Annotated in this window: 24 protein-coding genes; 16 read left to right on the forward strand and 8 right to left on the reverse strand. The window is 61.5% G+C overall.

Features of this window, described 5'->3' with window-relative positions:
- Window positions 1-12: 12 nt before the first annotated feature.
- From CLV78_RS16035 to CLV78_RS16105, 14 genes are all read left to right on the forward strand, one after another.
- Window positions 13-1,086 carry an ABC transporter ATP-binding protein gene (locus CLV78_RS16035; protein WP_106205868.1) on the forward strand — a complete coding sequence of 358 codons (1,074 nt, stop codon included), beginning with the start codon at window positions 13-15 and terminating at the stop codon, window positions 1,084-1,086.
- Window positions 1,083-1,766: an RraA family protein gene (locus tag CLV78_RS16040; protein WP_106205870.1), complete on the forward strand. Its 684-nt coding sequence runs from the start codon at window positions 1,083-1,085 to the stop codon at window positions 1,764-1,766. Before CLV78_RS16035 ends, CLV78_RS16040 begins: the two co-directional genes overlap by 4 nt.
- 5 nt (window positions 1,767-1,771) lie before the next feature.
- Entirely contained in the window at window positions 1,772-2,752 is a 981-nt protein-coding gene (locus tag CLV78_RS16045) for an NAD(P)-dependent oxidoreductase (protein WP_106205872.1), read from the forward strand.
- Window positions 2,749-3,546, forward strand: coding sequence for an amidohydrolase family protein (locus tag CLV78_RS16050; RefSeq protein ID WP_106205874.1), 798 nt, complete (start codon window positions 2,749-2,751; stop codon window positions 3,544-3,546). Before CLV78_RS16045 ends, CLV78_RS16050 begins: the two co-directional genes overlap by 4 nt.
- Window positions 3,536-4,534 (forward strand): Gfo/Idh/MocA family protein, encoded by a 999-nt coding sequence (locus CLV78_RS16055; protein WP_158263558.1) that lies wholly within the window; start codon window positions 3,536-3,538, stop codon window positions 4,532-4,534. The genes CLV78_RS16050 and CLV78_RS16055 overlap by 11 nt, the downstream gene beginning before the upstream one ends.
- Window positions 4,535-5,010: 476 nt before the next feature.
- Window positions 5,011-6,549, forward strand: coding sequence for a phospholipase D-like domain-containing protein (locus CLV78_RS16065; protein WP_245925117.1), 1,539 nt, complete (start codon window positions 5,011-5,013; stop codon window positions 6,547-6,549).
- 174 nt (window positions 6,550-6,723) lie between these two features.
- Window positions 6,724-6,900 carry a PLD nuclease N-terminal domain-containing protein gene (locus tag CLV78_RS16070; RefSeq protein ID WP_106205880.1) on the forward strand — a complete coding sequence of 59 codons (177 nt, stop codon included), beginning with the start codon at window positions 6,724-6,726 and terminating at the stop codon, window positions 6,898-6,900.
- Window positions 6,901-7,115: 215 nt separating this feature from the next.
- Window positions 7,116-8,480 carry a mechanosensitive ion channel domain-containing protein gene (locus CLV78_RS16075; protein WP_106205882.1) on the forward strand — a complete coding sequence of 455 codons (1,365 nt, stop codon included), beginning with the start codon at window positions 7,116-7,118 and terminating at the stop codon, window positions 8,478-8,480.
- A 109-nt stretch (window positions 8,481-8,589) separates the two neighbouring features.
- Window positions 8,590-8,775 carry a PLD nuclease N-terminal domain-containing protein gene (locus tag CLV78_RS16080; RefSeq protein ID WP_106205884.1) on the forward strand — a complete coding sequence of 62 codons (186 nt, stop codon included), beginning with the start codon at window positions 8,590-8,592 and terminating at the stop codon, window positions 8,773-8,775.
- A 284-nt stretch (window positions 8,776-9,059) separates the two neighbouring features.
- Window positions 9,060-9,479, forward strand: coding sequence for a PRC-barrel domain-containing protein (locus CLV78_RS16085; protein ID WP_106205886.1), 420 nt, complete (start codon window positions 9,060-9,062; stop codon window positions 9,477-9,479).
- A gap of 78 nt (window positions 9,480-9,557) precedes the next feature.
- The gene (locus CLV78_RS16090; protein WP_106205888.1) at window positions 9,558-10,031 is read left to right on the forward strand and encodes a hypothetical protein; all 474 of its coding nucleotides are present in this window, start codon (window positions 9,558-9,560) and stop codon (window positions 10,029-10,031) included.
- Window positions 10,032-10,036: 5 nt separating this feature from the next.
- Window positions 10,037-10,426, forward strand: coding sequence for a phage holin family protein (locus tag CLV78_RS16095; RefSeq protein ID WP_106205890.1), 390 nt, complete (start codon window positions 10,037-10,039; stop codon window positions 10,424-10,426).
- Window positions 10,419-11,345, forward strand: a complete 927-nt coding sequence (locus CLV78_RS16100; protein ID WP_106205892.1) for a DUF3618 domain-containing protein — start codon at window positions 10,419-10,421, stop codon at window positions 11,343-11,345. Before CLV78_RS16095 ends, CLV78_RS16100 begins: the two co-directional genes overlap by 8 nt.
- A 405-nt stretch (window positions 11,346-11,750) precedes the next feature.
- Window positions 11,751-12,845, forward strand: coding sequence for an AI-2E family transporter (locus CLV78_RS16105; RefSeq protein WP_158263559.1), 1,095 nt, complete (start codon window positions 11,751-11,753; stop codon window positions 12,843-12,845).
- Between the two features lie 18 nt (window positions 12,846-12,863).
- Here CLV78_RS16105 and CLV78_RS16110 read toward each other — a convergent pair whose 3' ends face one another.
- The 5 genes from CLV78_RS16110 to CLV78_RS16130 all read right to left on the reverse strand — a co-directional run bounded on the left by CLV78_RS16110 (window position 12,864) and on the right by CLV78_RS16130 (window position 17,377).
- Entirely contained in the window at window positions 12,864-14,453 is a 1,590-nt protein-coding gene (locus CLV78_RS16110) for an FAD/NAD(P)-binding protein (RefSeq protein WP_106205896.1), read from the reverse strand.
- Window positions 14,454-14,456: 3 nt separating this feature from the next.
- Entirely contained in the window at window positions 14,457-15,266 is an 810-nt protein-coding gene (locus tag CLV78_RS16115) for a mechanosensitive ion channel family protein (RefSeq protein ID WP_106205898.1), read from the reverse strand.
- 3 nt (window positions 15,267-15,269) lie between these two features.
- Window positions 15,270-16,349, reverse strand: a complete 1,080-nt coding sequence (locus CLV78_RS16120) for a hypothetical protein (protein WP_106205900.1) — start codon at window positions 16,347-16,349, stop codon at window positions 15,270-15,272.
- Window positions 16,350-16,552: 203 nt separating this feature from the next.
- Window positions 16,553-16,747: a CsbD family protein gene (locus CLV78_RS16125; RefSeq protein WP_106206172.1), complete on the reverse strand. Its 195-nt coding sequence runs from the start codon at window positions 16,745-16,747 to the stop codon at window positions 16,553-16,555.
- Between the two features lie 102 nt (window positions 16,748-16,849).
- A complete protein-coding gene (locus tag CLV78_RS16130) occupies window positions 16,850-17,377 on the reverse strand; it encodes a DUF892 family protein (RefSeq protein ID WP_245925119.1) in 528 nt (175 codons plus the stop codon).
- A gap of 173 nt (window positions 17,378-17,550) precedes the next feature.
- On the opposite strand from CLV78_RS16130, the gene CLV78_RS23935 reads away from it, so the two are divergent.
- Window positions 17,551-17,706 carry a hypothetical protein gene (locus tag CLV78_RS23935; RefSeq protein WP_158263560.1) on the forward strand — a complete coding sequence of 52 codons (156 nt, stop codon included), beginning with the start codon at window positions 17,551-17,553 and terminating at the stop codon, window positions 17,704-17,706.
- Window positions 17,707-17,735: 29 nt separating this feature from the next.
- Here the strand turns inward: CLV78_RS23935 and CLV78_RS16135 are convergent, their stop codons facing one another.
- Window positions 17,736-19,160: a UdgX family uracil-DNA binding protein gene (locus CLV78_RS16135; RefSeq protein ID WP_106205902.1), complete on the reverse strand. Its 1,425-nt coding sequence runs from the start codon at window positions 19,158-19,160 to the stop codon at window positions 17,736-17,738.
- Window positions 19,160-20,389, reverse strand: a complete 1,230-nt coding sequence (locus CLV78_RS16140) for a putative DNA modification/repair radical SAM protein (RefSeq protein ID WP_106205904.1) — start codon at window positions 20,387-20,389, stop codon at window positions 19,160-19,162. The genes CLV78_RS16135 and CLV78_RS16140 overlap by 1 nt, the downstream gene beginning before the upstream one ends.
- A gap of 704 nt (window positions 20,390-21,093) precedes the next feature.
- On the opposite strand from CLV78_RS16140, the gene CLV78_RS16145 reads away from it, so the two are divergent.
- Window positions 21,094-23,079 (forward strand): glycosyl transferase family 90, encoded by a 1,986-nt coding sequence (locus CLV78_RS16145; protein WP_158263561.1) that lies wholly within the window; start codon window positions 21,094-21,096, stop codon window positions 23,077-23,079.
- A 1,207-nt stretch (window positions 23,080-24,286) separates the two neighbouring features.
- Here the strand turns inward: CLV78_RS16145 and CLV78_RS16150 are convergent.
- A complete protein-coding gene (locus CLV78_RS16150; RefSeq protein WP_106205908.1) occupies window positions 24,287-25,030 on the reverse strand; it encodes a tellurite resistance TerB family protein in 744 nt (247 codons plus the stop codon).
- Window positions 25,031-25,652 lie beyond the last annotated feature (622 nt).

Genomic DNA, 25,652 nt, shown 5'->3' on the forward strand with positions numbered 1-25,652 from the left:
GGAACCCACCACATGGCAGTCGTTGCACTGGACAACATCTGCAAGAGCTACGGCGCATATTCGGCCGTGCGGGATGTCAACATCACCGTGGCCGATGGCGAGTTCATGGTGCTGCTGGGGCCCTCCGGCTGCGGCAAGTCCACGACCCTTCGGATGATCGCGGGGCTTGAGAGCATCACTTCGGGAACGCTCTCCATCGACGACGCCTGCATGAATGGCGTGCCGGCCAAGAACCGCGACATCGCGATGGTGTTCCAATCCTACGCGCTCTATCCCCACATGACCGTTCGCAACAACCTCGGCTTTGGCCTGAAACGGCGCCAGACCGACCGGGCCGTCGTGAAACGCAGGGTCGACGAGGTCGCCGCCTCCATCGGCCTGACCGAGTATCTTGACCGCAAGCCGCACGCGCTGTCGGGCGGGCAACGCCAGCGGGTTGCGCTTGGCCGCGCCATCGTGCGCGACCCGAAGGTGTTCCTGTTCGACGAACCGCTCTCCAACCTCGATGCCGCCTTGCGCGTCTCCACCCGCGCCGAACTGGTCCGCCTGCACCGGGACCTGAGCGCGACGATGATCTATGTCACCCACGATCAGGTCGAAGCGATGACCATGGGCGACCGCGTCTGCATCATGTCGGACGGCGAGGTTGCCCAGATCGGGCGCCCGATGGACGTCTATCTCAATCCCGCCTCCACTTTCGTCGCCGGTTTCCTCGGAAACCCGCCGATGAACCTGATGCCGGCGACCACGGACGAAGGTGGCATCCAGACCGGCAGCGGACGGCTCGCGCATGCGGGCTTTGCCCCCGGACGCAAGGTGACCTTTGGCATCCGGCCCGAAGACCTCACCTCGACCGACGATGCCGCCCAATCGGTGATTTCCGGCCGCGTGATCTCGCTCGAACCGCTCGGGGCCGAAACGCTGATCCATGTCGATGCCGGCGGCGACAAGCCCGTCATCGTGCGGGGCGGGCGCATTGCGGCGGCCGAGATCGACCACACGATTCACCTTTCCTGCGACCCGGCTCTTGCCCGGTTCTTTGACCCGCAAAGCGGCGTCGCCATCCAACCTGGAGTGTCCCAATGAGTTACTCGGACGTGCTGCGCGCACCCCGTTCCATCGACCGTGCCCCGGCCGAAGACATCGCCGCCTTTGCCGACGCACCCGTGGGCAACATCGTGGACGCCATTGGCCGGACCGGCGCCATGGATGCGCCGATCAAGGCAATCACACAGGCAAATCGGTTTGCCGGGTCCGCGCTGACAGTGGACGCCGGGCCGCGCGACAACCTCGCCCCCTGGGCCGCATTGCGGCTGGCGAAACCCGGTGACGTCATGGTGATCACGACCGGCGGTCACATGGCCTCGTCGGTCTGCGGCGACCTGCTCATCGGCATGGCCCGCAATGCCGGGATCGTTGCCATCGTGACGGACGGCGTCGTCCGCGACACCTCGGGCGCGAACGCGGTCGGCATCCCCGTCTTTGCCGCCGGCGTCAGCCCCAACTCACCGCAGAAGAACGGCCCCGGGGCAGTTGGCCTGCCAATCGTTGCGGGCGACGTGTCAGTCGCGGCCGGTGACATCGTCTGCGGTGACGAGGACGGCGTTGTCGTCATCCCCTCGGCGCAGATCGCCTCCGCCAAGGCAGAGCTCGCTAATGTCCGCGCAAAGGAAGCCTCGATGGAACAGGCCGTCTCCTCCGGCGCGACAGCGCCCGGCTGGCTGGCCGACCTGCCGCTCGACGACATCTTCAGCTTCACGGAGTGAACCGCATGCCCCGCCCCCTGCGCGTCTACTACAATTCCCTCGGCACGCCAGAGATGTACGCCATGATTGCCGCGCGCATGGGCGAGGGGCTGGAGCTTGTCACGCTGGACACCGATGACGATGCCGAACGCAAGGCAAAGATCGCCGAATGCGAGGTCGCCATCGTCGCCGCCAAGCCACTGACGGCCGAAGTGATCTCGGCCGCGAAAAAGCTCGAACTGGTGCATCACCAGGGCGTCGGCTACCATGATACCGTGGCAACCGATGCGCTGGCCGCGCGCGGCATCCGCCTCGCCCTGACGCCCGAAGGAACGACCATCGGCGTGGCCGAGCATACCGTCCTGCTCGCCCTCGGCGCGGCACGGCGCGCGGCCTTTGCCGATGCCGAGCTGCGACAGGGCCGCTGGCACGTTAACGCGCTGCGGCCCGTTTCCGTGGAACTCTTCGACAAGACCGTCGGCTTCATCGGCTTTGGCCGCATCGGGCAGGAGGCCGCCCGCCGCTTCGCCGCCTTTGGCACACGGCGGCTCTACCACGACCCCGCAGTGCCCGCCTCTGCCGACCTTCCGGCGGAGCCCGCCGCGTTCGACGACGTGATCGCGCAATCCGACATCCTGAGCCTGCACCTGCCGCTGTCCGATGCCACAAGTCACCTGATCTCGGCCGAGGTGATCGGGCGGATGAAACCCGAGGCCATTCTGGTCAACACCGCGCGCGGCGGCATCGTCGACGATGCCGCCCTTGCCTCGGCGCTGGCCGATGGCCGCTTGCTTGCCGCCGGGCTTGACGTGTTCGAAGGGGAGCCGATCGACCCCGACAACCCCTTCTGCGGCCTGCCCAACGTCTTTCTTACCCCGCATATCTCCGCCGGAACCCGCGACGCGCTCGGCCACAAGATGACCGCGCTCTTTGCCAATATCGACCGCTTCCGCAACGGTGATGCACTTGCCAACGAAGTCACCCTGGGCACATCCTCCGGCGCATGATCGACACACAGGCCCATATCCTCGACCCGGCCCGCTTCCCCTATCCTTCGCCCTGCCCCGGATACCGGCCCGCCCCGGACGAAATCGGCACCATCGAGATGCTGCTTCAACAGATGGACCGAACAGGCATCTCGCGTGCAGTCCTCGTGCAGCCAAGCACCTACGGCACGGACAACAGCGCCATTCTCACTGCGATGGCCGGGGCGCCCGAGCGGTTCCGCGCCGTCGTCGTTGCCCGGAACGATCCGGACGAGATCACCCGCCTCGCCCGGCAACCCGGCGTCTGCGGTGTTCGGCTCAACCTGACACACAGCCGCGAACTTCCGGCAGAGATCTCCGCGCTCCGCGACATGGCCCGCCGCATCGCGTCTACCGGGCTGCTGGTGCAGGTGCAGGGCACGCCCGAGACCCTGCCATCCTTGCTCGACGGGCTCGATGACGTGCCGGTTCTAATCGATCACTTTGGCCGGCTCGATGTATCCAATCCGGCCTCTGTCGCCGCCATATGCCGCCTCGCCGACGCGCCCGGAAACCTCCTGAAGGTGTCCGGCGGTTTCCGGCTGGCCCCTAGCGGCGACTGGCGCAACAACCTGTCGCCGTTTGAGCAGGTTATGGCGGCCTTCGGGCCTGAGCGGCTCGTCTGGGGATCGGACTGGCCCTTCATCAACCATGATGGCCCGACGCCGACCTACACGGAATGCCTCGACTGGGGGCGCGCACTTCTGCCCGATGAACGCACCGCCGATGCAACCGCTGCCACGCTCTTTGGCTGGGACAATGACGATGGCGGGTGACCTTCGCGTCGGACTGGTCGGGGCCGGCATGGTCGCCGCGTATCACATCGCCGGGTGGAGCGACTGCCCCGGCGCAACGCTTGTCGGCGTGGCTGACCCTGATCCTGCACGCGCCCGCGACCGCGCCACGGCGGCGGGCGCGCAGGCCTTCCCCTCGCTGGCTGAGATGGCAGAGATCGGACTGGATGCCGTGGACATCGTCGCGCCCGCGCCGATCCATGGCGCGTTGATCGACGAGGCGCTGTCGCATGGCCTGCACGTCAAGTGTCAGAAGCCGCTCGCCCCCGACCACGCCTCCGCCCGGCGGATCGTTGATCGTCTGCCCGATGGGGCCAGGGTCATGATCCACGAGAACTGGCGTTGGCGGCCGCAGTATCGCGCACTCAGAATGGCCATGGAGGAGGACACTCTCCAACGCCCCACGGGCTTCGAGTTCAGGGTCGAAAGCTCCGGACTGCTTCCCCGTCCCGACGGCAGCTTCCCGGCACTTGAGCGCCAACCGTTCTTTGCCGACATGCCGCGCTTCCTCGTCCTCGAACTGTTGATCCACCACCTCGACACTCTCGAATTCCTGTTCGGCCCGGTCGAGATCCACTCGGCCCGACTGGATCGTCGTTGTATGGCAATCCGCGGCGAGGACCTTGCCGTGATCACGCTCGTCGCGGGTGGTGTTCCGGGCCGGTTGATCGGGGATTTCTGCGTTCCGGGTGCGCCGCCCTTGCCGCGGGATCGACTTGCCTTGACCGGGAGTGAGGTGCCGGTTGTCGATGGATGGCGAATTGCGTTGCCCGGGCAACCGGGATGCGATTTCGACCCGGAGAAAGCCTACCAGCAGAGCTACACCGACACGATCGGACATTTCGTCGATTGCATCAGGCAGAACCGGGTGTTCGAAACCCCTGCCCAACAGGGGCTCCGGGCCCTCGACCACGTCGCTAAAATCTACGCGATCGCAGACCCGAGCCTGATCCCGGCCGCGGCGACCTGAAGCGCATGGGCGTGCGAGGCTGCATGCCGCCCGGAATGCGCGTTGCAGATCTCGGTTGCAAAAGCCGGGCCGAACCCGGTTGTCCAAGAACGAGCAGGTTCGTGGCGGATCTCGATCTCGCGATCATTCAGCAAGCTCCGCACGAGGATTCGAACCTCACGTACCGCATCGACCGCTTGCATTCTCTGCCGAAAAGTAGATCAACATTGCACAGTCTCTCAACAAGCGACGAAGGAGCAACCTAGGCGGGACACGCTAAACCACGCCCTGCCCCGTTTAACCGGCGTCTCCATAGCTCCGACTTTGGGGGATCACTACTCGCGGGCACTTCGTCATCCACGGCCACCCAAACGGACCCTGCCCAACTGAGGTTTCCGAGATGGCGCTATTAGGTCGACGATGAGATTCTCATGTAGAAAGGGGAACCATTTCTCACCGGCGGACTTACCTTTACAAAGGGACAAAGCGGAGCAGCAATGAACGAAGAGCACACCTCGTCGGCCATGGGAACGGCCGGGCTCCTTTCTGAGGGCCGGAACTGTTGGCGAAAGAGCACGGCACAGGATTTCACCCTGGTCGTCGATGGGGCTGCCTATTTCAAGGCATTGCGCCACTCCTTGTGCGAGGCACGGGATCAGGTCCTGCTGATCGGGTGGGACTTCGATTTCGAGATCGAGATGCTTCCGGGCGAGAGCGATGCTGACGGAAACGCACCGGACGGGCTGCCCAACCACGTCGGGCCGTTCCTTGAAGCGCTGGTTGACCGCGAGCCGAACCTGAGCATCTTTCTCCTCCGTTGGACCGGCTCCACCGTGTTTGCGCCCGGCCGCGTGGTGCCCGCGCTCAAGCTTGGCCTCGGAGGGTCTGACAGGATCCGGCTGGCCTTCGATGGCCGCCATCCCGTCGGCGCCTGCCACCATCAGAAGATCGTGGTCATCGATGACGCGCTCGCCTTTTGCGGTGGCATCGATGTGACCGACGCCCGCTGGGACACGCCAGACCACGCCCCCGGAAATCCACTGCGCCACCTGCGTGACGGCTCACCGGCGGCGCCCTGGCATGACGTGGCTGCGGCCGTTACCGGGCCGGTTGCATCCGATTTCGGCGACCTCGCCCGAACCCGCTGGGAGCGCGCCACCGGCGAACGTCTTTCCCCGCCGACACCGGCCGAGACGCCTGTGTGGCCGAATGGTCTCGATGTTGATTGCAGCGATGTGCCCGTCGCGATCTCAAGGACCGAACCGCCCGAACAAGACACGCCCCTGGTGTGCGAAATCGAGCGGCAGCTGCTGGATGGGATTGCCGCGGCAAAGGAGACCATCTATCTCGAAAGCCAGTATTTTGCGTCTGACACGGTGACCGACGCCTTGGAGCGGCGACTGAAGGAAACCGGCGGCCCGGACATCATCGTGATCAACCCCACACGGGCGTTCAGCGCGATAGAACACGAGGCCATGCACGAGACCCGGGCGCGGATGATTGCGCGATTGGCGGAGGCTGACCACGAGAACAGGTTTCGCATTTGGGTGCCCGTCAACACGGCGGGAGAGCCAATTTACGTTCACGCCAAGCTTTGTGTGATCGATGATATTCTGCTCCGTGTGGGTTCCAGCAACCTCAACCAGCGTTCGATGGGTTTTGATACCGAGTGCGATCTTTCGCTGGAAGGCACCACTCCCGAGATCCGGGAGACGATTTCGACGTTCCGGGATCGAATGCTGGCCGAGCATCTCGGCGTGGACCTGCCGCGATTGCAAGACAGGATCGCGCAGGAAGCCCGTGTTCTATCAGCCGTCGAAGCCCTGAATGCACCCGAAGGGCGTGGCCTCCGGCAACTGGCCGAGGGCGGCGACAGTGTCATTGCAGATGTGCTGGCGGAGACACGCCTGCTCGATCCGCGCTACGAGCAAGGCGAGGTCAAGAGCACCGGTGTCACGGCCCGCCACATGGCCATTGGAGCCCTTGGCGTACTGGCCATCGCGGCCGTCTGGTGGAATTGGCGGCAGGGCAAATAGTGGGCTACCATTGCCACATGCGCCAACGCTGCGGAACCTTTCAGGGGCTTGCGCGTTGGATCTTCGATCCGTCTGCGGACGAGCGAAGCGGCAGCTAGCGTCGTTCGCACCAACACGCGCCGACGGAGGCATCAGCCGCGGGTTTTGTACCCTGGCAAACCAAGGAGAAGGTGAATGGAATTCCTTATCGGTCTGGTCGTTCTGGTGGCTGACATCTACGCGATCATCCAGATACTTTCATCGTCGGCGACGACCGCCGCAAAGATCATCTGGACACTCGTTATTCTGTTCCTGCCGGTGCTGGGGCTGATCGTCTGGTACTTCGCGGGTCCGAAACCTGGCTCCGTTTGAATTGGAGCTGTCGATCCGAGCGTAAGACACGTCATGCGCGATGGCGACCCGTTCATCCACTTCGCACCGGTCTGACGCCGTTTGGCGCAGGATCGGTGCCCTCTTGCGGGGGCTTTCCAAGTGGCGCGTCCATCGGGCGATAAAACCTGTACGTGGCCTGAACTTGAGTACGTGCCACCGGGTTCCACACGGCAAAAAACGGGATCTAGGACCCCATGAGAAAACTGTCTCTCCTCCTTTTCTGCGCGGCGCTTCTTGCCCTGCCGGGCCTTGTTTCCGCGCAGTCGGCGTCCGAGCCGGTTCAGACGGAGAGCACAATCGAGGTCGGCACTGATGCGGTGAGTGACGCCGAGATCCGGGGACGGATCGAACGGCTGCTGCGGGAGTTCAGCGGCTATGACAAGGTGCGCGTTTCGGTCTCCGAAGGTGTGGTTACGCTCAGCGGGACAGTCATAGACAACACCGCAAAGGATCAATTGACCAAGATTGCCGACCGCGTTGCAGGTGTTGTGGCAATCAACAACAAAACCGAACTGAGCGCCTCGCTCGAAGAGCGCCTGACACCGGCCGCCGAGAGAATTGCGAACCGGGCGCGAGACCTTATGGCCAATGCGCCGATCTTTCTCGTCGCTGTCGCCGCATTCCTCGTCGTGGCAATCGGTGGTTGGTTCCTGACCTCCCGGCTTCCGGTCTGGGACAGGATCGCGCCGAACAGGTTCATTTCCGATGTCTATCGTGCAGTCGCGCGGATTGTTTTCATCGTACTTGGTGTCGTTCTGGCGCTGGACATCCTCAACGCCACCGCACTGATCGGCGCGGTGCTTGGTGCCGCCGGTGTCGTTGGCCTCGCCCTCGGTTTTGCCGTTCGTGACACGGTCGAGAATTTCATCGCCTCGATCCTGCTCAGCTTGCGGCAACCGTTTCGCCCCGACGACTTCGTGGACATTCAAGGTGATACCGGCATCGTCGCGCGCCTCACCTCTCGCGCTACCATCCTGATCTCGCCCGAAGGCAACCACATCCGCATCCCGAATGCGACCGTCTACAAGGGACGGATTGTCAATTTCACCCGCGACCCACACCGCCGTTTCGACTTTGAGCTGGGGGTCGACGCCGATGCCGACCTGGCGGCTGCTATGGCAACGGCCGTGGCTGCGCTGGAGGGTTTGTCTTTCGTGCTCAACGACCCGGCAGTCGGCGCATGGGTGGAAAAGGTCGGAGACTCCAACGTGGTCCTCATATTCACAGGCTGGGTCGATCAACGAAAGACGAGCTTTCCGAAAGCCCGCGGAGAAGCCATTCGAACCGCGAAAACGGCCTTGGAATCCGCTGGGTTTGGGTTGCCTGAACCGATTTACCGCGTGCGGCTCGACGGGCAAGCGCCAGGTGGTCCGCCCCATCACGAGGCCGCGCAAGAAAGACCGGTGCGTCCCGCCGCATCTACGGCCGATGAGACGGCGCTGCCTGCGGCATCGGACCCGGCGCGAAAGGAACACGCCCAAACCGAAGCCGCCTCCCGCGAACGCGCCCTGGGCGAAAACGAGGAAAACCTGCTCGACCCATCCCAAAAAGCGGAATGAGTTGCGGATTCCGAAATGCCGTAACTGGCTTCAAAAAAAGGTCGCGATCAATGGAACTCATGCATGAGTTCAGGGTTTTATTTCGGTAGGCAGATAATGGAGCACTGAAATGGAATATGGTATTTTCGGAATTCTGGTCCTGATCGCGGACGTCTATGCATTGTACCACGTACTGAGTTCGAGCGCATCGACCGGATCCAAGGTCCTCTGGACAGTCGTGATCCTTCTTTTGCCGGTTATCGGCTTTATCGCATGGCTCGTCGCCGGTCCGCGGTCAGGTTCCGTACAGGCTTGATCGGACCTTAAATCCCCTCTTTTGAAAAGGCACCCGAAGCAATTGCATCGGGTGCTTTTTTTGCCTGGCCAACACGAAAAACCCTCTGAATCATCCTTCTTGCCCGACTACAGAAAACCATTTTATTTCATGATCTTGTCGAGACCATAAAACAAAACCGCCAACACAAAATATTTCAAGAATCCGACAGGTCAGCGGGAACCATATCCGGGACACGGCGTTCTCTTATCACAAGCGCCGGCAAGCAGGCTGGCAGACAAACGGACAACAGATAGGAGATCACAATGAAGCGCATTATCACTGCAGCAGCCCTGACGTTTGCAACCTCTGCAACCGCCGAAATGGCGATGACAGACGACATGCTGCGAGCCCGCGACATGACAGCAGCCGACATCTACACGACCGCAACGCAGGACGGCTACAAATGGGATCTCGAAGTCGAAATGACCGGGCTTGATCCCGAATGGAACCGGATCGGCGAAATTGAAGACGTGATGTTCGACAAGGAAGGCAAAATCGCCGGTGTCGTGGCCGAGGTCGGCGGTTTTCTTGATATCGGTGACAAGCACGTGTTCATCGGGATCGACGAAGTTCGTATGATCCGCAACGGAGACGCCGACGATGCCGAACTGGTCTTCGTCACCGGCGCCACCGAGGAACAGCTGGAAGAACGTGAAGGCATCGACGAAGGGTTCTGGGAGTAATCTCCCCACTCTCTGACAATACCATTGCCCGGGCCATTGGGCCCGGGCGCGTTCCCCGATTCCAGGAGGCGACCCAAGATGACACAGCACCCCAGCAAGATCACCCCGAAATCCCCAACCGACACTACATCGGGTACCGGTTCATCCGATGCCAAGGCTGCGCGGATTGACGAAGCCATCGAGACGACCGGCGACGCCGTTAAATCCACCGCACAAGAGCTGAAATCGGGCGCGGAAGACATACTGGACAGCGCTCGGGACACCGCCGACACCACTGCGGAGCGTGTCAGCAACGCGGTCGACCGGGCATCCGACACCTTGCGTGGCGCAGCGAACAGCCTGCGCGAAGGCTCCTTGCAGGAGCGGACGTTCGGCCAGTTGGCCGCCAGCCTTGCGGACGCATCGGATGCGATCCGTGACAGGGATCTGGGCCAGTTGAGCAAGGACGTGTCCAGCTATGCGCGGAACAATCCCATTGTGTTTATCGGCGGCGCTGCCCTTCTGGGCTTCGCAGTCGCGAACATGATGAACAAGTCGCGCCAGCAGTCGTGACAGCCATGAAACAGAACACAACCACAATCGGACTGGTCACCGACATCCTGCGCCAGGCGATGCGCCTCTTCCAGCACGAGGTGGAGTTGGCGAAAGCCGAGGTCTCCGACGGTGTCACGCGCGGCGCGGTTGCCGCCGGGATGCTACTGGGTGCTGCCGTGATGGCGATGATCGCATTGAACTTGCTGGCCGGTGCGCTGGTCGGATTTCTGGTCGCGGGCGGGATGGCGACGGGTGTGGCGACATTGCTCGTCGCCGGTCTTTTCGCGGCCGGCACCGGAATCCTGTATGCTGTCGCTGTCCGCATGTTTCGCCGTGCCAGCATCGTCCCGCGTCAGGCCTTTCACAGCGTCCGTCGTGACGCAGCTATGATCAAGGAGAACGCTCGTGTCTGATATCAATGACATTCAAAGTGACATTGCCGCCGAACGGATGGCGCTGGATGCCAAGCTTTCTGCACTGGGAAACCGGCTCTCTGTCGACAACCTGGCCGACGAGGCCAAGGATCACGCCCGCGGTCTCACGGACGATCTGGTCCGACCCATCCTCGACCGGGTATTGGAAAACGTCCAGCAACGCCCTGTTGCGACCGCGATGGTCGGGGCCGGACTGAGTTGGTTAATGTCGAAGCCCGCACAGCCACAGGCAGTGGCAACCAGTGAGCATCGATCCGTCGGCACATATAACGGTCCCAAACCAGCGGAGGGCGACCCCGGTCTGGAAACAACGGTTTATGGCGCCCCGGTTCACGGCCCGTCTGATCCGCCCAGCGATGCAACTGCGGTGGAAAAGGCACAAGACGTCGCCGAGCAAGTCGCCGAACAGGGGCGTCGGAAACTCATGGAACTCCGTGGCCAAGCCCGGGAATTGCGCCGTCACATTGCCGACGGCACCGAAGAGATGAGCGACGCTGCAAGGACGCGAGTCATTGAAGCCCGGGAGAAGGCGATTGACGCGATCGACAGCACCCGCACCCAGGCCCGGCGCTCCGCCCGGAGCAGCGCAGATTTCGTGCGAGAGAACCCGGCACTTGTTGGTGGGCTTGCTCTGACCGCAGGCGCGGCCCTGGCTGGCATCCTCCTGACTCGGCGCAGCTCGGACGAGGACACCGACCGTGACGATGATCGCCGTTTCGACGCATTCGACGAAGCCGACCGCATCTATGACGAGGAAGTGGCAAGGATGCACGTGGGCACCGATCATTCCATCACGGGAGAGCTGAACGACAGTGAAAAACGACAGGACGCCGGCACGTCGAGCCCCTCGCGCTCAGCCACAAGTGACGGCTCCGTCCTGTCGAAACTCAACGATTGAGTGTGTCATGGAACGCGGCAGGCAGGAGTGGACCGGTTCTGACAACGGCAAACAAATGGGGCGATTCTGCGTTGCGGGTCGCTGCCCGCAACGCAGCGCGCCATTCTACCGTGGTAGCATTCGCTCGTCCTTCCGCACTTCCACGCACTGGCCGTACATTCCCTTGTCGGCTGGATCCACTACCGGCGGCCCGACAACTCATTTGGAGGATTCCCCACGCGTCCTCCGCGCAGTCCGGCGTGTGTCCAATTCCCATCGGGTGCCTGAGCATCGTCCCAACTTGCCTCGACCAAGGCGAATGCCAATGCCCGATCCGCAGAGATACCTCGGATGTCTTGCGTCGCCTCCATTCGGCAACGCAGGGTCGTCCGGGCAAACGAAAGGCCCCAACTCCAGGCAAAGTCCATGAAATCTGAACGCACCCCCCGCGCGCATTGGTCTGTCATCGGCCTGTTTCTGATGGCGGCAGTCTACATGCTGCACTGGGCGCACGAATTCCTCGTGCCTCTGACCGCGGCGGTGCTGGGTTTCTTCGTGGCATGGCCGCTGGACAAACGCCTGTCACGGCTCGGGATTCCCAGCGCCGTCACCGCTCTGCTTTTCACCGGTGCCGTTGCCGCAGCCATTGTCGTCGCCATCGGTGTTCTGATCACACCGTTGACAACACTGCTCACCGATTTACCGGACATGATCCGCAACGTTCAGCGCGACCTGGCTGGCGCCGGCGGCGAGGCGATGGAGCAATTGCAGGAAGCAGCCGAAACGGCAGAGGACGCGCTCAACGGCGACACCGAGGACAAGATCGAAGTCGAGGTGGCATCCGACACCACTCTCCTGTCGCGTCTCCTTGCCACGGCACCTGCCGTGTTGGGGCAGATCGCATTGTCCCTGATCCTCATGTTCTTCCTGATCGCATCCGGTTCCAAGTTCGTCAGAAGCGTCGTTCAGGCCTCCGACAATTTCTCTGACAAACGCAAATCGGTGGAGACAATCCGGGCCGTCACTGACCGCCTTGGCACCTATCTTGGCGGGATCACCGCGATCAACGCCGGGCTCGGTGTGGCCATCGGCTGCGCGATGTGGATGCTGGGCCTGCCCAATCCGATACTCTTCGGGTTCATTGCGTTTCTGTTCAACTTCGTCCCTATCCTCGGGGCGATGGCCGGAGCGGGACTTGCGGCAATGGTGGGATACAGCGAAAGCACAGACCTTGCGGTGTCGTTCTGGGTGTTCGGGACCTACATGGCGATCACCTCGATTGAAGGCCAGTTCGTCACGCCCTACCTGATTTCGGGGCGGCTCAACCTGAATCCTGCTGTCGTCTTCATCTCGGTGGCGTTCTTTGCCTGGACCTGGTCGATCATTGGCATGGTCGTCGCCGTCCCGATCCTCGTGGCTGTCAAGATCCTGCTGGACGAGAACCCGTCCACGCGGGCAATTGGACGGTTCCTCGGCGAAGGGGAGGCGATTGCATCAGAAAACCAAGACCCGACGGATTGAGTACAACCCGTGTGACCTTCAGCGGCTGACCGGTTTCACTGCCCGTTCGAACATCCCTTTCGCCCACTGGTCCGCGACCATGCCGAAGCAGTCGTGTATGCTGTCGGCAGCAATGACGCTGCCCTCTGTCAGGCGCCCCAGCATCGACATTCCCCGCGTCGTGATCCCGTCTGCGGCCACAACCTGGCCATCCGAAACGGTTTCGACCCCAGCTGTGTCGGCAAGCGCCCGGACCGCGCCCCGCCCTGCAAGCCCGCGGATCAGCTTCGAGTCGAGAGAGGAAAAGGCAGCGGAGGGGAGGACGGCATCAATCATCACGCCAGCGGTGCGCCGCCCGTCAAGCCGCCAGCCTTCCGGCACCAGTTCGATATCGGGATCGTTGGCAACGGTCAGGCGAACCAACCCTTGCTCGATTAGCGCAAGCAGCAACCGCGCATCCTCGACCGGCGGGCCGTAGGAATAACGTTTCAGCCCGGTGTCGAAGCCGACAATGGCCATACGCGTGTCAGCGCGGGCGGGTGTGTTGCGCAAGACGCGCCGCAGATCGGGCTGCCAGCCGCGCCAGATCTGGCCAACCGTGTAGCCAACCGAAGGTGGCTCGTCGCCGGCCGCGATCGCGATATCCCGGCGCAGCGCGGCGACCGGATCTTCACCGCGTTGCGTGCCCGGGTTGATGAGTTCCGTGTCAATCCACTCGGATGCATCAGATCCGCAGATGCGGGCGACCGGTTGCAGGAGTGTCTGTGCCAGATGTCGCACGGATGCGTCCGGATCCAGCGCCAGTGCCTCCGCGAGCAAACGGCGGAACGTCTCTTTCTCAGAGGCGTCCAGCGCAAAACGCGCTGCCAGTTCCGCAGTTTCGGGCTTGGGCGCTGGCGCCATTCCATCGAGGGAGAACGGCAGGATCGTGGCGGGTTCACGACCCGAAGGGATATAGCGCCCCGCATGCATGTGACCGCCGCGCCCGAGCGTCAACACGCTGATCATGTCGAGTGTCGACAGCCCGAGACCACGGATGCCAACCACCGAATCCGTCCAGTTCTCCGCCGCAGCGACAACAGCCTCTGTGGGATACGCGGCCAAGAAAGGCAGGCGATGGCGATCCGCATGCGCCCGCCAGCGCGCGATCTGCTCGTCTGGAATCGTGTCCGGCTGGCCAAGGCTGAGCAGAACCTCGTCATAGGGACCAAAGGACTTGTCCCCCGCATTGAGCACCCAGGCCCCATCGTCGCCCTTCCCCGCATACGTCACGAAATGCGGCAGGATACGCAGTCGGAAAGTGTCAGGCAGAGCTTCGCGGACAGCAGAGAACCGAGCCGAGAGATACGCGCCCAGGTGTGCCCGTGGCAGAAAACGGTTCTGGTCGTGCTCCTGCACCCATTCCTGAAACTGCGGAAAGGAAACGTTCGGCGGATCCGGGAGCTTCACATCCCGCAACGGAAGGTTCAGCAGACAACGCGGATCCTCTTCGGGGCTGAAATTCGGGCCGGCGCCCGGGTGCGGATCAGGCTCGAAAACATCCACGGAGATCGGCCCGTGTCCGTGGCGCAGAAGTGCCTCCAGAGCACCCAGGCCGCGCGGGCCGAACCCAACAATTGCCAGGCGCATACGTTACTCCCCTGCCAGTTCCGGCATACGGACGATCCGAATGCCGGCCCCGACCAATGCGTCCCGTCCACGCGCGGTAAGATCCGAGATGAACGCAAATTGATCGCGGATCTCGAACGGATATGCCCGCAGCAGCACCCGCGTTCCGCAGGACTCGTTTCGCATCACCACGACAATCGGTCGTTCCCAATCCAGAAACGGGCTGGTGAGGGCCACATCTTTCAACAGATCGGAAATGCCATCGGCACGGCGCCCCGGGTCGATCAGGAACTCGGCCACGCACATCAACGTGTTTTCACCGTTGTTGCTGTTGATGATGTTCTCGGACCAGATACGCGAATGCGGGATGGTGACCACGTCATCATCTGCCGTGCGGAGTTCGACCGCCCGCAGGCCAATCTCGATCACCTCGCCATAGTCGTCACCGATCCGGACCCAATCTCCGGACCGATACGGCTTTTCGTAGACCGCAACCAGACCCGCGAATGCGCTGGTCGCGAAGTCCTTCAGCGCGAAGCCCAGAGCCACGCCAATCGTACCGAGGATCAACACCAGGTTTTCCACGGTCACATCGAAAAGCAGCGGAATGATCAGCAAAAGGGCTGCCAGCATCAGAACAATGCGTGCAAGGGGCACTGCGTTCAGCACCATGATCCGCAGGTTGGTGGGCAGCAACTCGGCCAGTCGCGGAAGCGCGATTTTCACCAACTTGTAGAGCAAGATGAACAGGACAGCGATTGTTACGGCCTGCAGGATGTTCCAGGTCCCGAAGTCCTCGAATAGCGACCTGATCTGGTCGGCACGATCTTCCATCGCCTATACCTCCCCGACCGGAAAACCGGCCTCGCGCAGAACCCTGTGAACATGCGACGCCATGTGCGGAACGATCCTCAGGTGGCCCGTGTCGTCCATGCACAGGAACCCGCGCCGCTTCAGGGCGCGAAGAAGGCCGTAGGGCAAGGTCAAGGGCAGCACGTTCGCGATGTCCTGTGGAGCGAGCCCGCCGTGGATCAACACCGCGTGCAGCAGGAACCTGGCATCACGCGTGTGGTTCATGGGCAAGGCAGGCCAGTCATACCGATCCAGCCAGGTCACATCGGCCTCCTCGGCGCTCACATTCCGCGTGACCGAGTGTTCAAACACCTCGAGTGCAGCCCAAGGGCACCCCCAGACGTCCGCAGCCAGGTCGATCATGTAATCGTCGGCAAACTCCCCATCCTCTGTGTTCAGGATGGCAGCGCCGGACTTCACCGACTTGAAGCAATGCGCATCGTGCTCGATTGCCAGCAAGGACGCGAGAGCCGCGGCGTCCAACGGCGGGATCATGCGAACGTCCGAAACAAGGAGGTCAAGTCCGCAGATCCAATGAATGAAGCTCCACTGGATCGTGGAGCCACATAGCAGCAGCCGCGTCTTGTCCGTCTCGGCCTTTTCGCAGAACCGGCGAAGGCGCTCCAACCCGCTCGGGCTGCGCTCGCAAAGCGGATCGAGCGAAGGCAGCACCGCAAACCGCAACCTGCCATCCAACTTGCCATCCTCCAGCGTGGCATGCCCGCGCGACTCTGCCCATCGCTGGAACAGATCGCTCGGTGCACTCGGCAACGACAGGCAAGCGCACACCCGATGCGGCGTGTCTTCCTCCTCGACCCAATCCGCGAAACTGTCATCCAGAAGGCCGAAAACGTGCTCGTCCAACCGGTCGAATGTCTCCTGTCCAAAGATCGGGGACGTTACGGATTGGAGGTCATCGGGGACGAGATCGCTTTCATCTTCGCCATTGTCCAGATGCAGGTTCCGGCGCAGTCGCAGGAATGCATCGCGCACCCGGTTGGTCGCCCGTGTCTGCGGCTTTGGATAATCCGGAAACGATACCAGCGATTTCGGAAAGTGTTCCATCCTGAATTCCTATAGAACCGTGTCCGGTCAAACTCACCAAACCACCAATCTGCCTGGGGAGGGAAATGAAAAATCCCCGCAACCGGCCCGGGTTCGCCCGGCGAGGCGTCAGGTTGCTTTCCTGTCAGGCTTGCAGCGAAAAAGGGCGCCGGATGCATGCGGCATCCGGCGCCTTGGCGACGTCTCGTCGCTTGCGCAGGTCATCAGCTGTTCAGCCAGCTGTCGACCTCTTCTTTCGCTTCCTGCTTGGTCTTTCCGTATTTCTGCTGGATGTGGCCTTCAAGCTGCTCACGATCACCGTCGATCTTGTCGACTTCGTCGTCCGTCAGCTCGCCCCACTTCTCCTGGACCTTGCCTTTGAGTTGCTTCCACTCACCTTGGATCTGATCCCAGTTCATATCCTGCTCCTTTCGTGTTTCGGTTTGGTCTGTTGTGCCGGTGTTCGACATGTCATCAACGCCGCTGCCAGCATTTCGTTCCCGAATTTCTGAGGCCGCGAGTTATTCCGCGCTCTGGTTGACGCCACCACCGGTCGCGATCGCTGTCATCCGGCGGTCGCCGTCGTAGCCGGCATCGAGCATCTCGGAGAGCGTTGCCGCATCACCATCCAGATCAAGCTGGTTGGCAAAGGCCCGCAGAGTGCCATAGGCGGCGATCGCGTAGTGTGCGAGGCGCTGATATTGCGAAATGATGACAGCGTCGCGCACGTCACCTGAGGTCATCTCGGCATCAACGGCGTGAGCGCGTGCCTCCGCTACCAGACCTTCCATCCCTTTGCAGTGATGTGCATCGGGATCGATGTCGTGGCTGGCACAGAGCGAAGTCAGAGCGTCCATTCCACTCGAAATGCCATTTGACGCGTCGACCAGGGCTTCGGACAGCGCCGTGTCCCCCGCTGCGCGGCCCATTTCAACGGTAACGTCGAGCGCCTGCTTGCAGGCAGAATACGCATCTTGCAGGCCTTCGTGGTAAACATCGTGGAGTGTCTTGTCGGACATGGTGACTTCCTCTTCGTACTGTTGCGTCATTTCCGAACTCGTGATCATCCAACAGCCAGACGAACCTTTTGTTCCCCAAGCGACGGTTGCGAACCGACACGGAACCAAAGCCGCCCTCGTGCGTTGCCAAGTCACTCAGTGCCCACGACGCTGTGCTTGCCATCGCGCACCGTGGAGCGGACCAATCAATACAGGAGAAACCCATGTCCAAGACGCAAACGCGCCACCATGTCATCGAAGGCCTTAGAGGATCCGAGCAGCACCACCCGCTTAAAAACGAGCCGGGGGAAAAGGGTGATCCGGACCACAACAAGCCCGAGTCCGAGGGTGGAGACGACAAGAAAAGCACGACGGATTGACGTCCACCAAGGGCGCATTGGCACCCGGGTCAACCGGAGGTTTCGGCGACGAGCCTTCGGGCGAGAGAGAGATCTACCTTGAGAGATCGCCGCGCGACCGCAGCGCTCTCGCCAGTCAAACGGAGGACATAGCTGGGGTGCCAGGTGAGAAGAACCTGTCCCCCGTCCGGTGTCCGCTCAATAGTGCCGCGCCTCGGCGCCAGCGGCGCGTCATTGCCTGTCAGCGCAAATGCAGCCGTCGCTCCCAGAGCGACGGTCAGCCGCGGTTTGACGAACTTCCGTTCCAGATCAAGCCACCAACGACAATGCAGGACCTCATCCCGCGATGGTGTCTGATGAAGGCGCCGCTTCCCGCGCGGCGTGAATTTGAAGTGCTTCACCGCGTTCGTGAGCCAAACCGGTCCTGTGCCGACCTCGCCCATCGCCTCGGTCAACACCTTGCCAGCCGGGCCGACGAAGGGTTGCCCGGAAAGGTCCTCAGCATCTCCTGGCTGCTCTCCTACGATCATCAACGGCGCCGACGGATCGCCTCGCCCCCAGACCGTCTGTGTGGCCGCTTCGCATAGACCACACCGCCGACACACACGCGCAGCATCGGCTGCGGCCTCCAGGCTATCGACCGATCCGGGCGCGCCTTCGGCGAGCCGTTTCAGGATACCGGAAGCGCGGCTCGGTGGGGACGCAGGCTGTGCTGCGCGCATCGCGGCCACGCGCCGGTCGGCCTGCGCGAGCATTTCGGGGATCAGTTGGGTTTCGGGCATGTTCTTCCAGTATTTCTTCGGCATCTCCGACTGCATCGCCTTCAAATGAAGGCGTGCGGGATTGAAGATGTTCTGGAAATAGGTTGCCCAAAGGCTCTCGCAGGCGTCTTCGGGGACATCGGGCCGTTGCGCTGCGGGGTGAAAAGAAAGTGCACCATTCTCGAACCGGGCGACGCCAGCCGGTGTTGCGATGGTCCAGTCCATGTCCGCAAAACGCTTGGCAAAAAACGGAGTGGCGGCCTCGACGATACGGTGTTCCGGCTCGAACCACGCACCAAAACGTCGCCGGCTGGTCTCTGTTGGTAGTTCGCGAAACCGGACAAAGGCGTGCATCTTGTGGATGTCGCGCCGAACGGCCTTCGCCAGACGCTCCAGCCGACGCGTGAGCGGGTCGGCGGGGTTGGCAATTGCCCTACGGTCGCTCTGATGCCGGTGGAACGCAGAGTAGAGCAAGGCGGGCACCTCGGCCTCCTGATGGCACAGCACGCTACCCGCCAGATCGTTCAGGGGACGTGAAACCGTCGCCCGGCGCGGTCCCACTTCTCCCGGCAGCGGATCGCAAGCGAAGAGGTCGCCGCCGCCGCCAAACCGCCAGATGATGGCGTCGGGCGCAATGTCATGGCTCAGAAGCAGCCGCGTCGCGTCACGCCACCGCTCGGCGAAACCAAGTTCGGGAAGATCGATGCGGTACATCAGAACAGGCTGAGTTGCTCGGGTGGCGGCTCTAAGCGCGCTTTCAGATCGTCCGCGTCGGTCATCGCGCGAGGAGACCAATCCGGCGTCAACACAAAGGGCTTTGCCTTGCTCATCAGCGCGCCGATTTTCAGAAGGTCTCCGTAGCGGACGAGTCCGGAACGCCTGGCATTCAGAATACGGCTGACCGTTCGGGTCCCGAATCCCGGAACCCGCAGCAGAGTGTCCCGATCGGCCAGATTGACATCGACGGGAAAGACGCCTCGATTTGCCAACGCCCAGGCCAGCTTCGGGTCCACCTTCAGATCGAGGTTGCCGTCCAGCGTGGGGGCGGTGATTTCATTCACATCGAAGCCATAGAACCGCAAAAGCCAGTCCGCCTGGTACAGCCGATGCTCCCGCATCAGCGGCGGGCGGATCAGGGGCAGCGCCGCCGACGCCTCGGGGATCGGCGAAAAGGCCGAATAGTAGACACGCTTCAGATCGTAGCCGGCGTAGAGGCGGACGGAGGTGGACAGGATATCCCGGTCATTGGCCTGATCGGCACCGACGATCATCTGAGTCGACTGCCCCGCAGGCGCAAAGCGCGCAGGTCGTTTGCCAGTGTGCGTTCGCTCGCGGCTCGCATCCCTTGCCAGACGCACGTTCGCCATCGCCGCGCGGATGGTTTCTGGCTTCTTTTGCGGCGCCAATGCGCGGGTACTGGCATCCTTGGGCAGTTCGATGTTGATCGACAGCCGATCCGCAAAAAGCCCGGCCTCCTCGATAAGCTCGGGGCTCGCTTCCGGGATGGACTTGAGGTGAATGTAGCCCTTGAACCCGTGGTCCCGCCGCAACATGCGGGCGATACGGACCATGTCGGCCATCGTGTCGTCCGGGCTGCGGATAATGCCCGACGACAGGAACAGGCCCTCGATATAATTGCGCCGGTAGAACTCCAGCGTCAGCGAGACCACCTCGGCAGGCGTAAACCGCGCCCGCTCCACGCCCGACGACACCCGATTGACGCAATATGCGCAATCGAAGATGCAAAAATTTGTCATCAGGATCTTCAGAAGGCTGATGCAGCGCCCATCCGGTGTGTAGGCATGGCAAATCCCGGAACCGCCCGCGCTGCCTATGCCGCCTGAGCGGCTGTCGCGCCGGGTCGTGCCGGAGGATGCGCAGGATGCATCGTACTTGGCCGCATCCGACAGAATGGCCAGTTTGTCTTGGAGGGTTCGTCGCATGAGAACAAATATAGAACACTTGGGAGCACTGACAACCCCCCGCACACTTCGTCACCGGGATGACGCGCGGCACTTGGAGGGCCGAACGCCAGACGCAGGGCCTACCAGCAGGACCGTAGCCCCCTCAAGCCTGTTTGGCTCGGCTACGCTCGCCGTATCCTAATCCTTGTGGGGTAAGAAACCTGAGGGCTCTTCCCCGACGACGGTTGTCTGTGAGATCGCGCGTTTGACGTCCAACGCACTGAGCGGTTGTCCTTGCAGCCCAACAAATGGACCGCTTCATCAAACCCCAAATGAGCAGTCCGACTTCTGCACGATCATTTCGCCCCAGGTGGCCCGGACAGCCTTTTTGCTCCATGGAATGCCGCAAACCCGATGCTGTTCCCAGAGCGCCCCACGCCGGACGGACTCCGTGCTGGAAGTGCTACCATATTCCTCTCACGACCAACAAAAGACCCTGCGCGAACAGGGCTTCAAACTATCGATGAGCGAAGCAGCCAATCAGGCGACCGAGGCGTGAGCGCTTGACGCTCTTTCGGCAACGGAATCGGTCGCCTTGTCCGGAGATCCGGGGCGCGAGTTGACGCGGCAAGGGCAAGGAAAAAAACGGGTGGAATAAAGGGGTGGAAAGGGCTAACGCAGGTGGCTAAGGAGCCTCGAGCATGTCACCATCTTCATCGAATTCGCCACTCAGGGGAGTATGGATGACCCCATCCGGGACGGCGATCTATCGGCACATTCCCAAATGCGCGTCCTCCACGCTTGGCCAGGTATTGTATTATCTGGAACAAGGAGAGTTCGCTCCCAGAGATATTCACGAGCAGAAAGAAGGTCTGATCAAGGGAGACACCCCCGAAGGCAGTGCTCAAATCCAGGATGCCCTGAAGCGCCAGAGCGTCTTCGTTTTCACATGCGTGCGCAACCCGTACCCGAGAATCCTGAGCAGCTTTTTCGACAAGATCTGCTCCATTCAGCGTTGGGGTCGCCGGTACCGGCAACAACAACTTTCGCCGATGCTTGAGGCCTATCGCATCGATGTCGGCAGCCCTGAGAACGGCTTCGACTTCGACCAGATCGCGAGTTTCCGAAAGTATCTTCGCTTTGTGCGCGACAACGTGCTGTATCATGATCCGATGCCACCCGATTTCCATTGGGACAGGATGGCGGGTCTGGCCTCAAATGTTTCGCGGGCAGGAGGGCGCTATGACACCGTCATCAAAGTCGAGGCTCTGGGAGAAGGCGTCGAGAAAGTCCTGACGCGCGTCAAGGCACGCCATCCTCTCCAGAAGGACGAAGTGCCACGCTTCAACGAAAGTGGGGATCGCGGCCCCAAACGGGCACATCCAGTATCCGACTACTACGGTCCGGAAGAGATCGACATAATGAAGGCGGTCTTCGAAAAGGACTTCGCGATTTTCGGATATGAAGCTGAGAGCCCTGGTGGCGGTCTTGGTTCATCCGAGCTTGATATCGATGAGGTCAATCGAGCCTTGGCGGCGACACGAGCCGACAACCGCAAGCCGACACGCACCATTCCTGCCGGGTCTCTTACATCAAGCTCAGGTTCAACTGATGCAGAGCGGGTGGAACGCGCAGTAAGGTTCCGTTTCGGCGCATCCCATGATGCAAAAAAGCTTGTCATGCCCGCTGAAGTCGCAACCACTGAAGCGACACTGAAGGAGAACGTTTTTGCGTTCGATTTGGCGGACATGAAGGTTCTTCCCCTCAATCATGGCCAAAGACGCATCAATGTTCGCAGAGACAGGTTCGTTCGCGGACGGGACGGAAAGGGAGCTGCGTGGCGGGCCGCCCAAACTGCCAACGCCGCACGTGCTGCAGGTGTGACCGTGCCGCTTCTAGCCAACCTGTCCGATGGAGCAGTGTTTGATCCCAAGAGACTCGGTCCGTCTTGGCGTGACACCCCGGTGGTCCAGCATTCCCGGCGTGTGGGATCGGATGGGCTTTCCGTACTGGTGCCACTCCCCGGCTATATGGAGCCACGTGGAGAACACCTTCCCATACCGGGCTTCGATCCCGTTTCCTTTTTAGAAAAGTTCCCGAAGGCGATCTGGCGAGGAAATCCTTCGGGTCTGATCACCACAGAGAATGGCGGGCGCCGGTTTCTGCCTTGGGTGCTCAACGTGGCAAACAATTCAATACTTTCTGGCGGCAAGGCGGATTTGACAACGGTCTCCAAGTTCAGACGATTCCGCTTCCTTTCGGGTTGCGCGGACAAGCCGAGGGTCGACGCCAAGTTCATTGCCCCCGAAAGCAGGGATGGTTTCTTCGAGTCGATCGCACCCGAATTTCAATCATTCTTCGGCACACCGATGCCGCGCGAGGCGCAACTCCAATACCGCTATATCATTGCACTGGAAGGCAATGATTTCCCGACAAGCCTGTATTGGTCTCTCGGCTCCAACTCGGTAGTGTTCTGCACGCCTCGCAAATGGGAGTGCATTCTGGATGAGGCCCTGACGGCCTGGGAGCACTACGTTCCCATTGCAGAGGATGGCTCCGACGTCGAGGCGCGCATCGACTGGTGCGAAAGCAATCCGAGAGAGTGTCTGGCGATCATTGGTCGAGCCAACGCAGCGATGCGCGAAATGACCGATATTGCGCTGAGGGATGCTATCGACGCGGCCGTGTGGGAGGTCTACCAGTCGAGACTTTCCGGTGTCAGCGCCTAGCGGAGAGATTGCGGCGCCCCCCCAAAAAAACGGGCCAGTGGTTGGTCCATAAAAAGGGGGGCGGAAGATGGCTCGGAAACGGTATTCGGGCGAGGATGTTCTGAAGCTTCCGCTTAAGATTGGGCTAAAACTGACGGGCGGTGACGACGTTTGGTCGGTGTCAGCCAAGCGACTTGCGACAATGAGCCATACCCGCAGCACAGGTCCGAGCGAGTTGCCGATGGTTTGCGCCACCGGCTCAAACAGCAATTGGCGACAGCGAATGTATCAACGGTTTTGTTGGATGGGCAATTCCCAGTTGCCCGAGTTGCGCAACCTTGAAAACGAGGACGCAAGGCTGGCGAAGATCGTGACCAAATGAAAAAGGGACAAAGCTGATCAAGAAGAAAAGCCAGAACTACCATAATCCGAGGGTTCCGCTGACCGGCGGGTGATTGCAAGGCAATCACCTAAAGGGAAACGGCGGGCCAGCTTCGTGAGATCGCGATTCAAACGCGCCAGTGGTTCGCAATGTAGGAACGCCAAACCTGAAGGCTGATCGGATTGGCACCCAACTCGACGCTGTACCCGGCGGTCACGAGGATCCATTTTGAACTGTGGCTTGCCATGATCCAAGGGGCAAAGTGCTGCGGTCACTACGGATATTGCAAGGTGGCCGACCTGCTGCGAGCTGAGCGCTGGTGCGGGAACCACGTCCAAGCGAAGCGGCTCTGTGGCGAGGAACGGCTCCGGCAACCACAGCGGCATATGAGAAAACGACGCCGCTATCACAATGGCAGCTTGATCATCCGGTGCCCCTCGCCCCCCCCCAACCACGTCTAGAGCGTCGACTTCGTTTTTATTGCAAACTCAGTAGTGGGTGCGTCTACAAGATGTTGACGACAAACGACGAATACTCTCGCCAAACACTGAAAGTGAACGCGCGCACCAAGATGCGACGAGTGGAGATGTTGTACAGCTGCTCCCGACGCGCGGGAACCTTGGCGGCGACGTCCCGAAGGACATCGCCCTCCGCCTTCACGGCAAGACCTGGCAATCTCCTCGCCCGTTTTACGTCATAGCTCCGCGAGGTAGAGGCCGAAACCTATGGCAACGACGGCAATGACGGCGGCAGCAACCAAACCAGATTTCATCACATTTCTCCGTGTGCGTGTTTCATCAGGTCAAAGCGCGATCCGGCAGCAAGGTTCCACCGCCGGTCAGATTGTCACGCCGGGATCACCCGCTTTCCCATCGCCTGATGCAACACACCGGTCTGTGCAGTCTCGAGCTCAAGGGCCTCGGCCAGGTTTTGCAGGAACGTCCGCTCGTGCCCGTTCTCGGGATCGCCCACGAGCAATGCCGCGGCATAAACCTCCTTGCGCGCATCGCTTGGCGTGTCGGCCGCGATCGCTCCAGCGTCAACAGGTTCTGTCAACGCATCTTGCAACAACCGGCGCTCTTCCTGTGTCGCGTCATCGAAAAACGACATCAGCGCGGATTGCTCGGCTTCATCAATCTTTCCATCGGCCCGCGCCATCTGGACCATCGCCCGGATCATCGGTCCGGCCGTCGACGTGTCCTCGATATCATTGAAGTCGAGTTCATCCTGAAGGTTGGGGCCAGACGCAGATGGCGCCTGCCCAGCCTGTCCGCCCAGAGCGGACGCAAGGGTTGAAAACAATCCTCCGATGCTCTGCGACCCAAGCTGTCCGGTCACGCCGGCTTCACGAGCGCCAGTTGCTTCTGCAAGACCAAGCGAGCCAAGCAGGTTCCCAAGCCCATCGGTGCTGGCATCCGTTGCCCCGCCAATGCGGCCAACCATGCCACCGCGGCCACCACCCGCCGGCACCGCGTTCGCGGTCATGGAGCGTTTCAGCCCCTCGATCCCGCCGGCTGAACGGAAAAGTTCCATCCCTTTCTTGGCAGCAAAGGCGAGGGCAAGTTTCGTGATCATGCGTTTCAACGACATCGGGTGTCTCCTTGTTGTTGGAAATCGGTTGTCGGTGGCGCGGGCGTGTGGTGGCTTCCCGGGATCCGGCGTGAGGATCGGCGCACCGCCAAGGGTGGCCGTGGGGTTCTACATGGTGAACGCACCCACAACGAACGACAGGATGCGTGCCGCGGAACACCGAACACGCGACAGGTAGAACCAAAAATCTCGCCAGCGTTGATCACGTCGAGTTTCCCAAAGCAGATGGAGCAGCAGTAGGCCGCATCCCTGAGGGAACAACTTGAAGCGGCAGGAGTTGTTCCATCAACGAGGCCGGCAAAGGAAACCGAATGGACATCCTAGGCGCAGAACCGACAGCCCAAATTGGCGCGGTAGCTTTTTCCACGCATAGCCCGGGGCATACGCCGGCTTTGGTGGCTATCATCGGACCGACCTCGAAGAGGCGCGCTCGGCGGGCCCTCGCATGCGTGTGGACGGCTCCTATCTGGCGGACTGCGCCCAGCGCGGTTTCCCCGGTTGTTTCCATCAGGGCCAACCCACAGAAGAATCCGCAGAGACCAGCCCTTACAATTCGTTTGAAAGCCAAAGGGTTAAACGAAATGAAAGGCGCGAAGCAACCGGCACCACACGCCCGACTTGG

Source organism: Aliiruegeria haliotis, from assembly GCF_003003255.1.
In the GTDB taxonomy this organism is placed as follows: Bacteria; Pseudomonadota; Alphaproteobacteria; order Rhodobacterales; family Rhodobacteraceae; genus Tropicimonas; species Tropicimonas haliotis.

Coding starts and splice junctions, on each gene's coding strand:
- CLV78_RS16035 (WP_106205868.1), top strand. CDS start 13: ATGGCAGTCGTTGCACTGGACAACATCTGCAAGAGCTACGGCGCATAT.
- CLV78_RS16040 (WP_106205870.1), top strand. CDS start 1,083: ATGAGTTACTCGGACGTGCTGCGCGCACCCCGTTCCATCGACCGTGCC.
- CLV78_RS16045 (WP_106205872.1), top strand. CDS start 1,772: ATGCCCCGCCCCCTGCGCGTCTACTACAATTCCCTCGGCACGCCAGAG.
- CLV78_RS16050 (WP_106205874.1), top strand. CDS start 2,749: ATGATCGACACACAGGCCCATATCCTCGACCCGGCCCGCTTCCCCTAT.
- CLV78_RS16055 (WP_158263558.1), top strand. CDS start 3,536: ATGGCGGGTGACCTTCGCGTCGGACTGGTCGGGGCCGGCATGGTCGCC.
- CLV78_RS16065 (WP_245925117.1), top strand. CDS start 5,011: ATGAACGAAGAGCACACCTCGTCGGCCATGGGAACGGCCGGGCTCCTT.
- CLV78_RS16070 (WP_106205880.1), top strand. CDS start 6,724: ATGGAATTCCTTATCGGTCTGGTCGTTCTGGTGGCTGACATCTACGCG.
- CLV78_RS16075 (WP_106205882.1), top strand. CDS start 7,116: ATGAGAAAACTGTCTCTCCTCCTTTTCTGCGCGGCGCTTCTTGCCCTG.
- CLV78_RS16080 (WP_106205884.1), top strand. CDS start 8,590: ATGGAATATGGTATTTTCGGAATTCTGGTCCTGATCGCGGACGTCTAT.
- CLV78_RS16085 (WP_106205886.1), top strand. CDS start 9,060: ATGAAGCGCATTATCACTGCAGCAGCCCTGACGTTTGCAACCTCTGCA.
- CLV78_RS16090 (WP_106205888.1), top strand. CDS start 9,558: ATGACACAGCACCCCAGCAAGATCACCCCGAAATCCCCAACCGACACT.
- CLV78_RS16095 (WP_106205890.1), top strand. CDS start 10,037: ATGAAACAGAACACAACCACAATCGGACTGGTCACCGACATCCTGCGC.
- CLV78_RS16105 (WP_158263559.1), top strand. CDS start 11,751: ATGAAATCTGAACGCACCCCCCGCGCGCATTGGTCTGTCATCGGCCTG.
- CLV78_RS16110 (WP_106205896.1), bottom strand. CDS start 14,453: ATGCGCCTGGCAATTGTTGGGTTCGGCCCGCGCGGCCTGGGTGCTCTG.
- CLV78_RS16115 (WP_106205898.1), bottom strand. CDS start 15,266: ATGGAAGATCGTGCCGACCAGATCAGGTCGCTATTCGAGGACTTCGGG.
- CLV78_RS16120 (WP_106205900.1), bottom strand. CDS start 16,349: ATGGAACACTTTCCGAAATCGCTGGTATCGTTTCCGGATTATCCAAAG.
- CLV78_RS16125 (WP_106206172.1), bottom strand. CDS start 16,747: ATGAACTGGGATCAGATCCAAGGTGAGTGGAAGCAACTCAAAGGCAAG.
- CLV78_RS16130 (WP_245925119.1), bottom strand. CDS start 17,377: ATGACGCAACAGTACGAAGAGGAAGTCACCATGTCCGACAAGACACTC.
- CLV78_RS23935 (WP_158263560.1), top strand. CDS start 17,551: ATGTCCAAGACGCAAACGCGCCACCATGTCATCGAAGGCCTTAGAGGA.
- CLV78_RS16135 (WP_106205902.1), bottom strand. CDS start 19,160: ATGTACCGCATCGATCTTCCCGAACTTGGTTTCGCCGAGCGGTGGCGT.
- CLV78_RS16140 (WP_106205904.1), bottom strand. CDS start 20,389: ATGCGACGAACCCTCCAAGACAAACTGGCCATTCTGTCGGATGCGGCC.
- CLV78_RS16145 (WP_158263561.1), top strand. CDS start 21,094: ATGACCCCATCCGGGACGGCGATCTATCGGCACATTCCCAAATGCGCG.
- CLV78_RS16150 (WP_106205908.1), bottom strand. CDS start 25,030: ATGTCGTTGAAACGCATGATCACGAAACTTGCCCTCGCCTTTGCTGCC.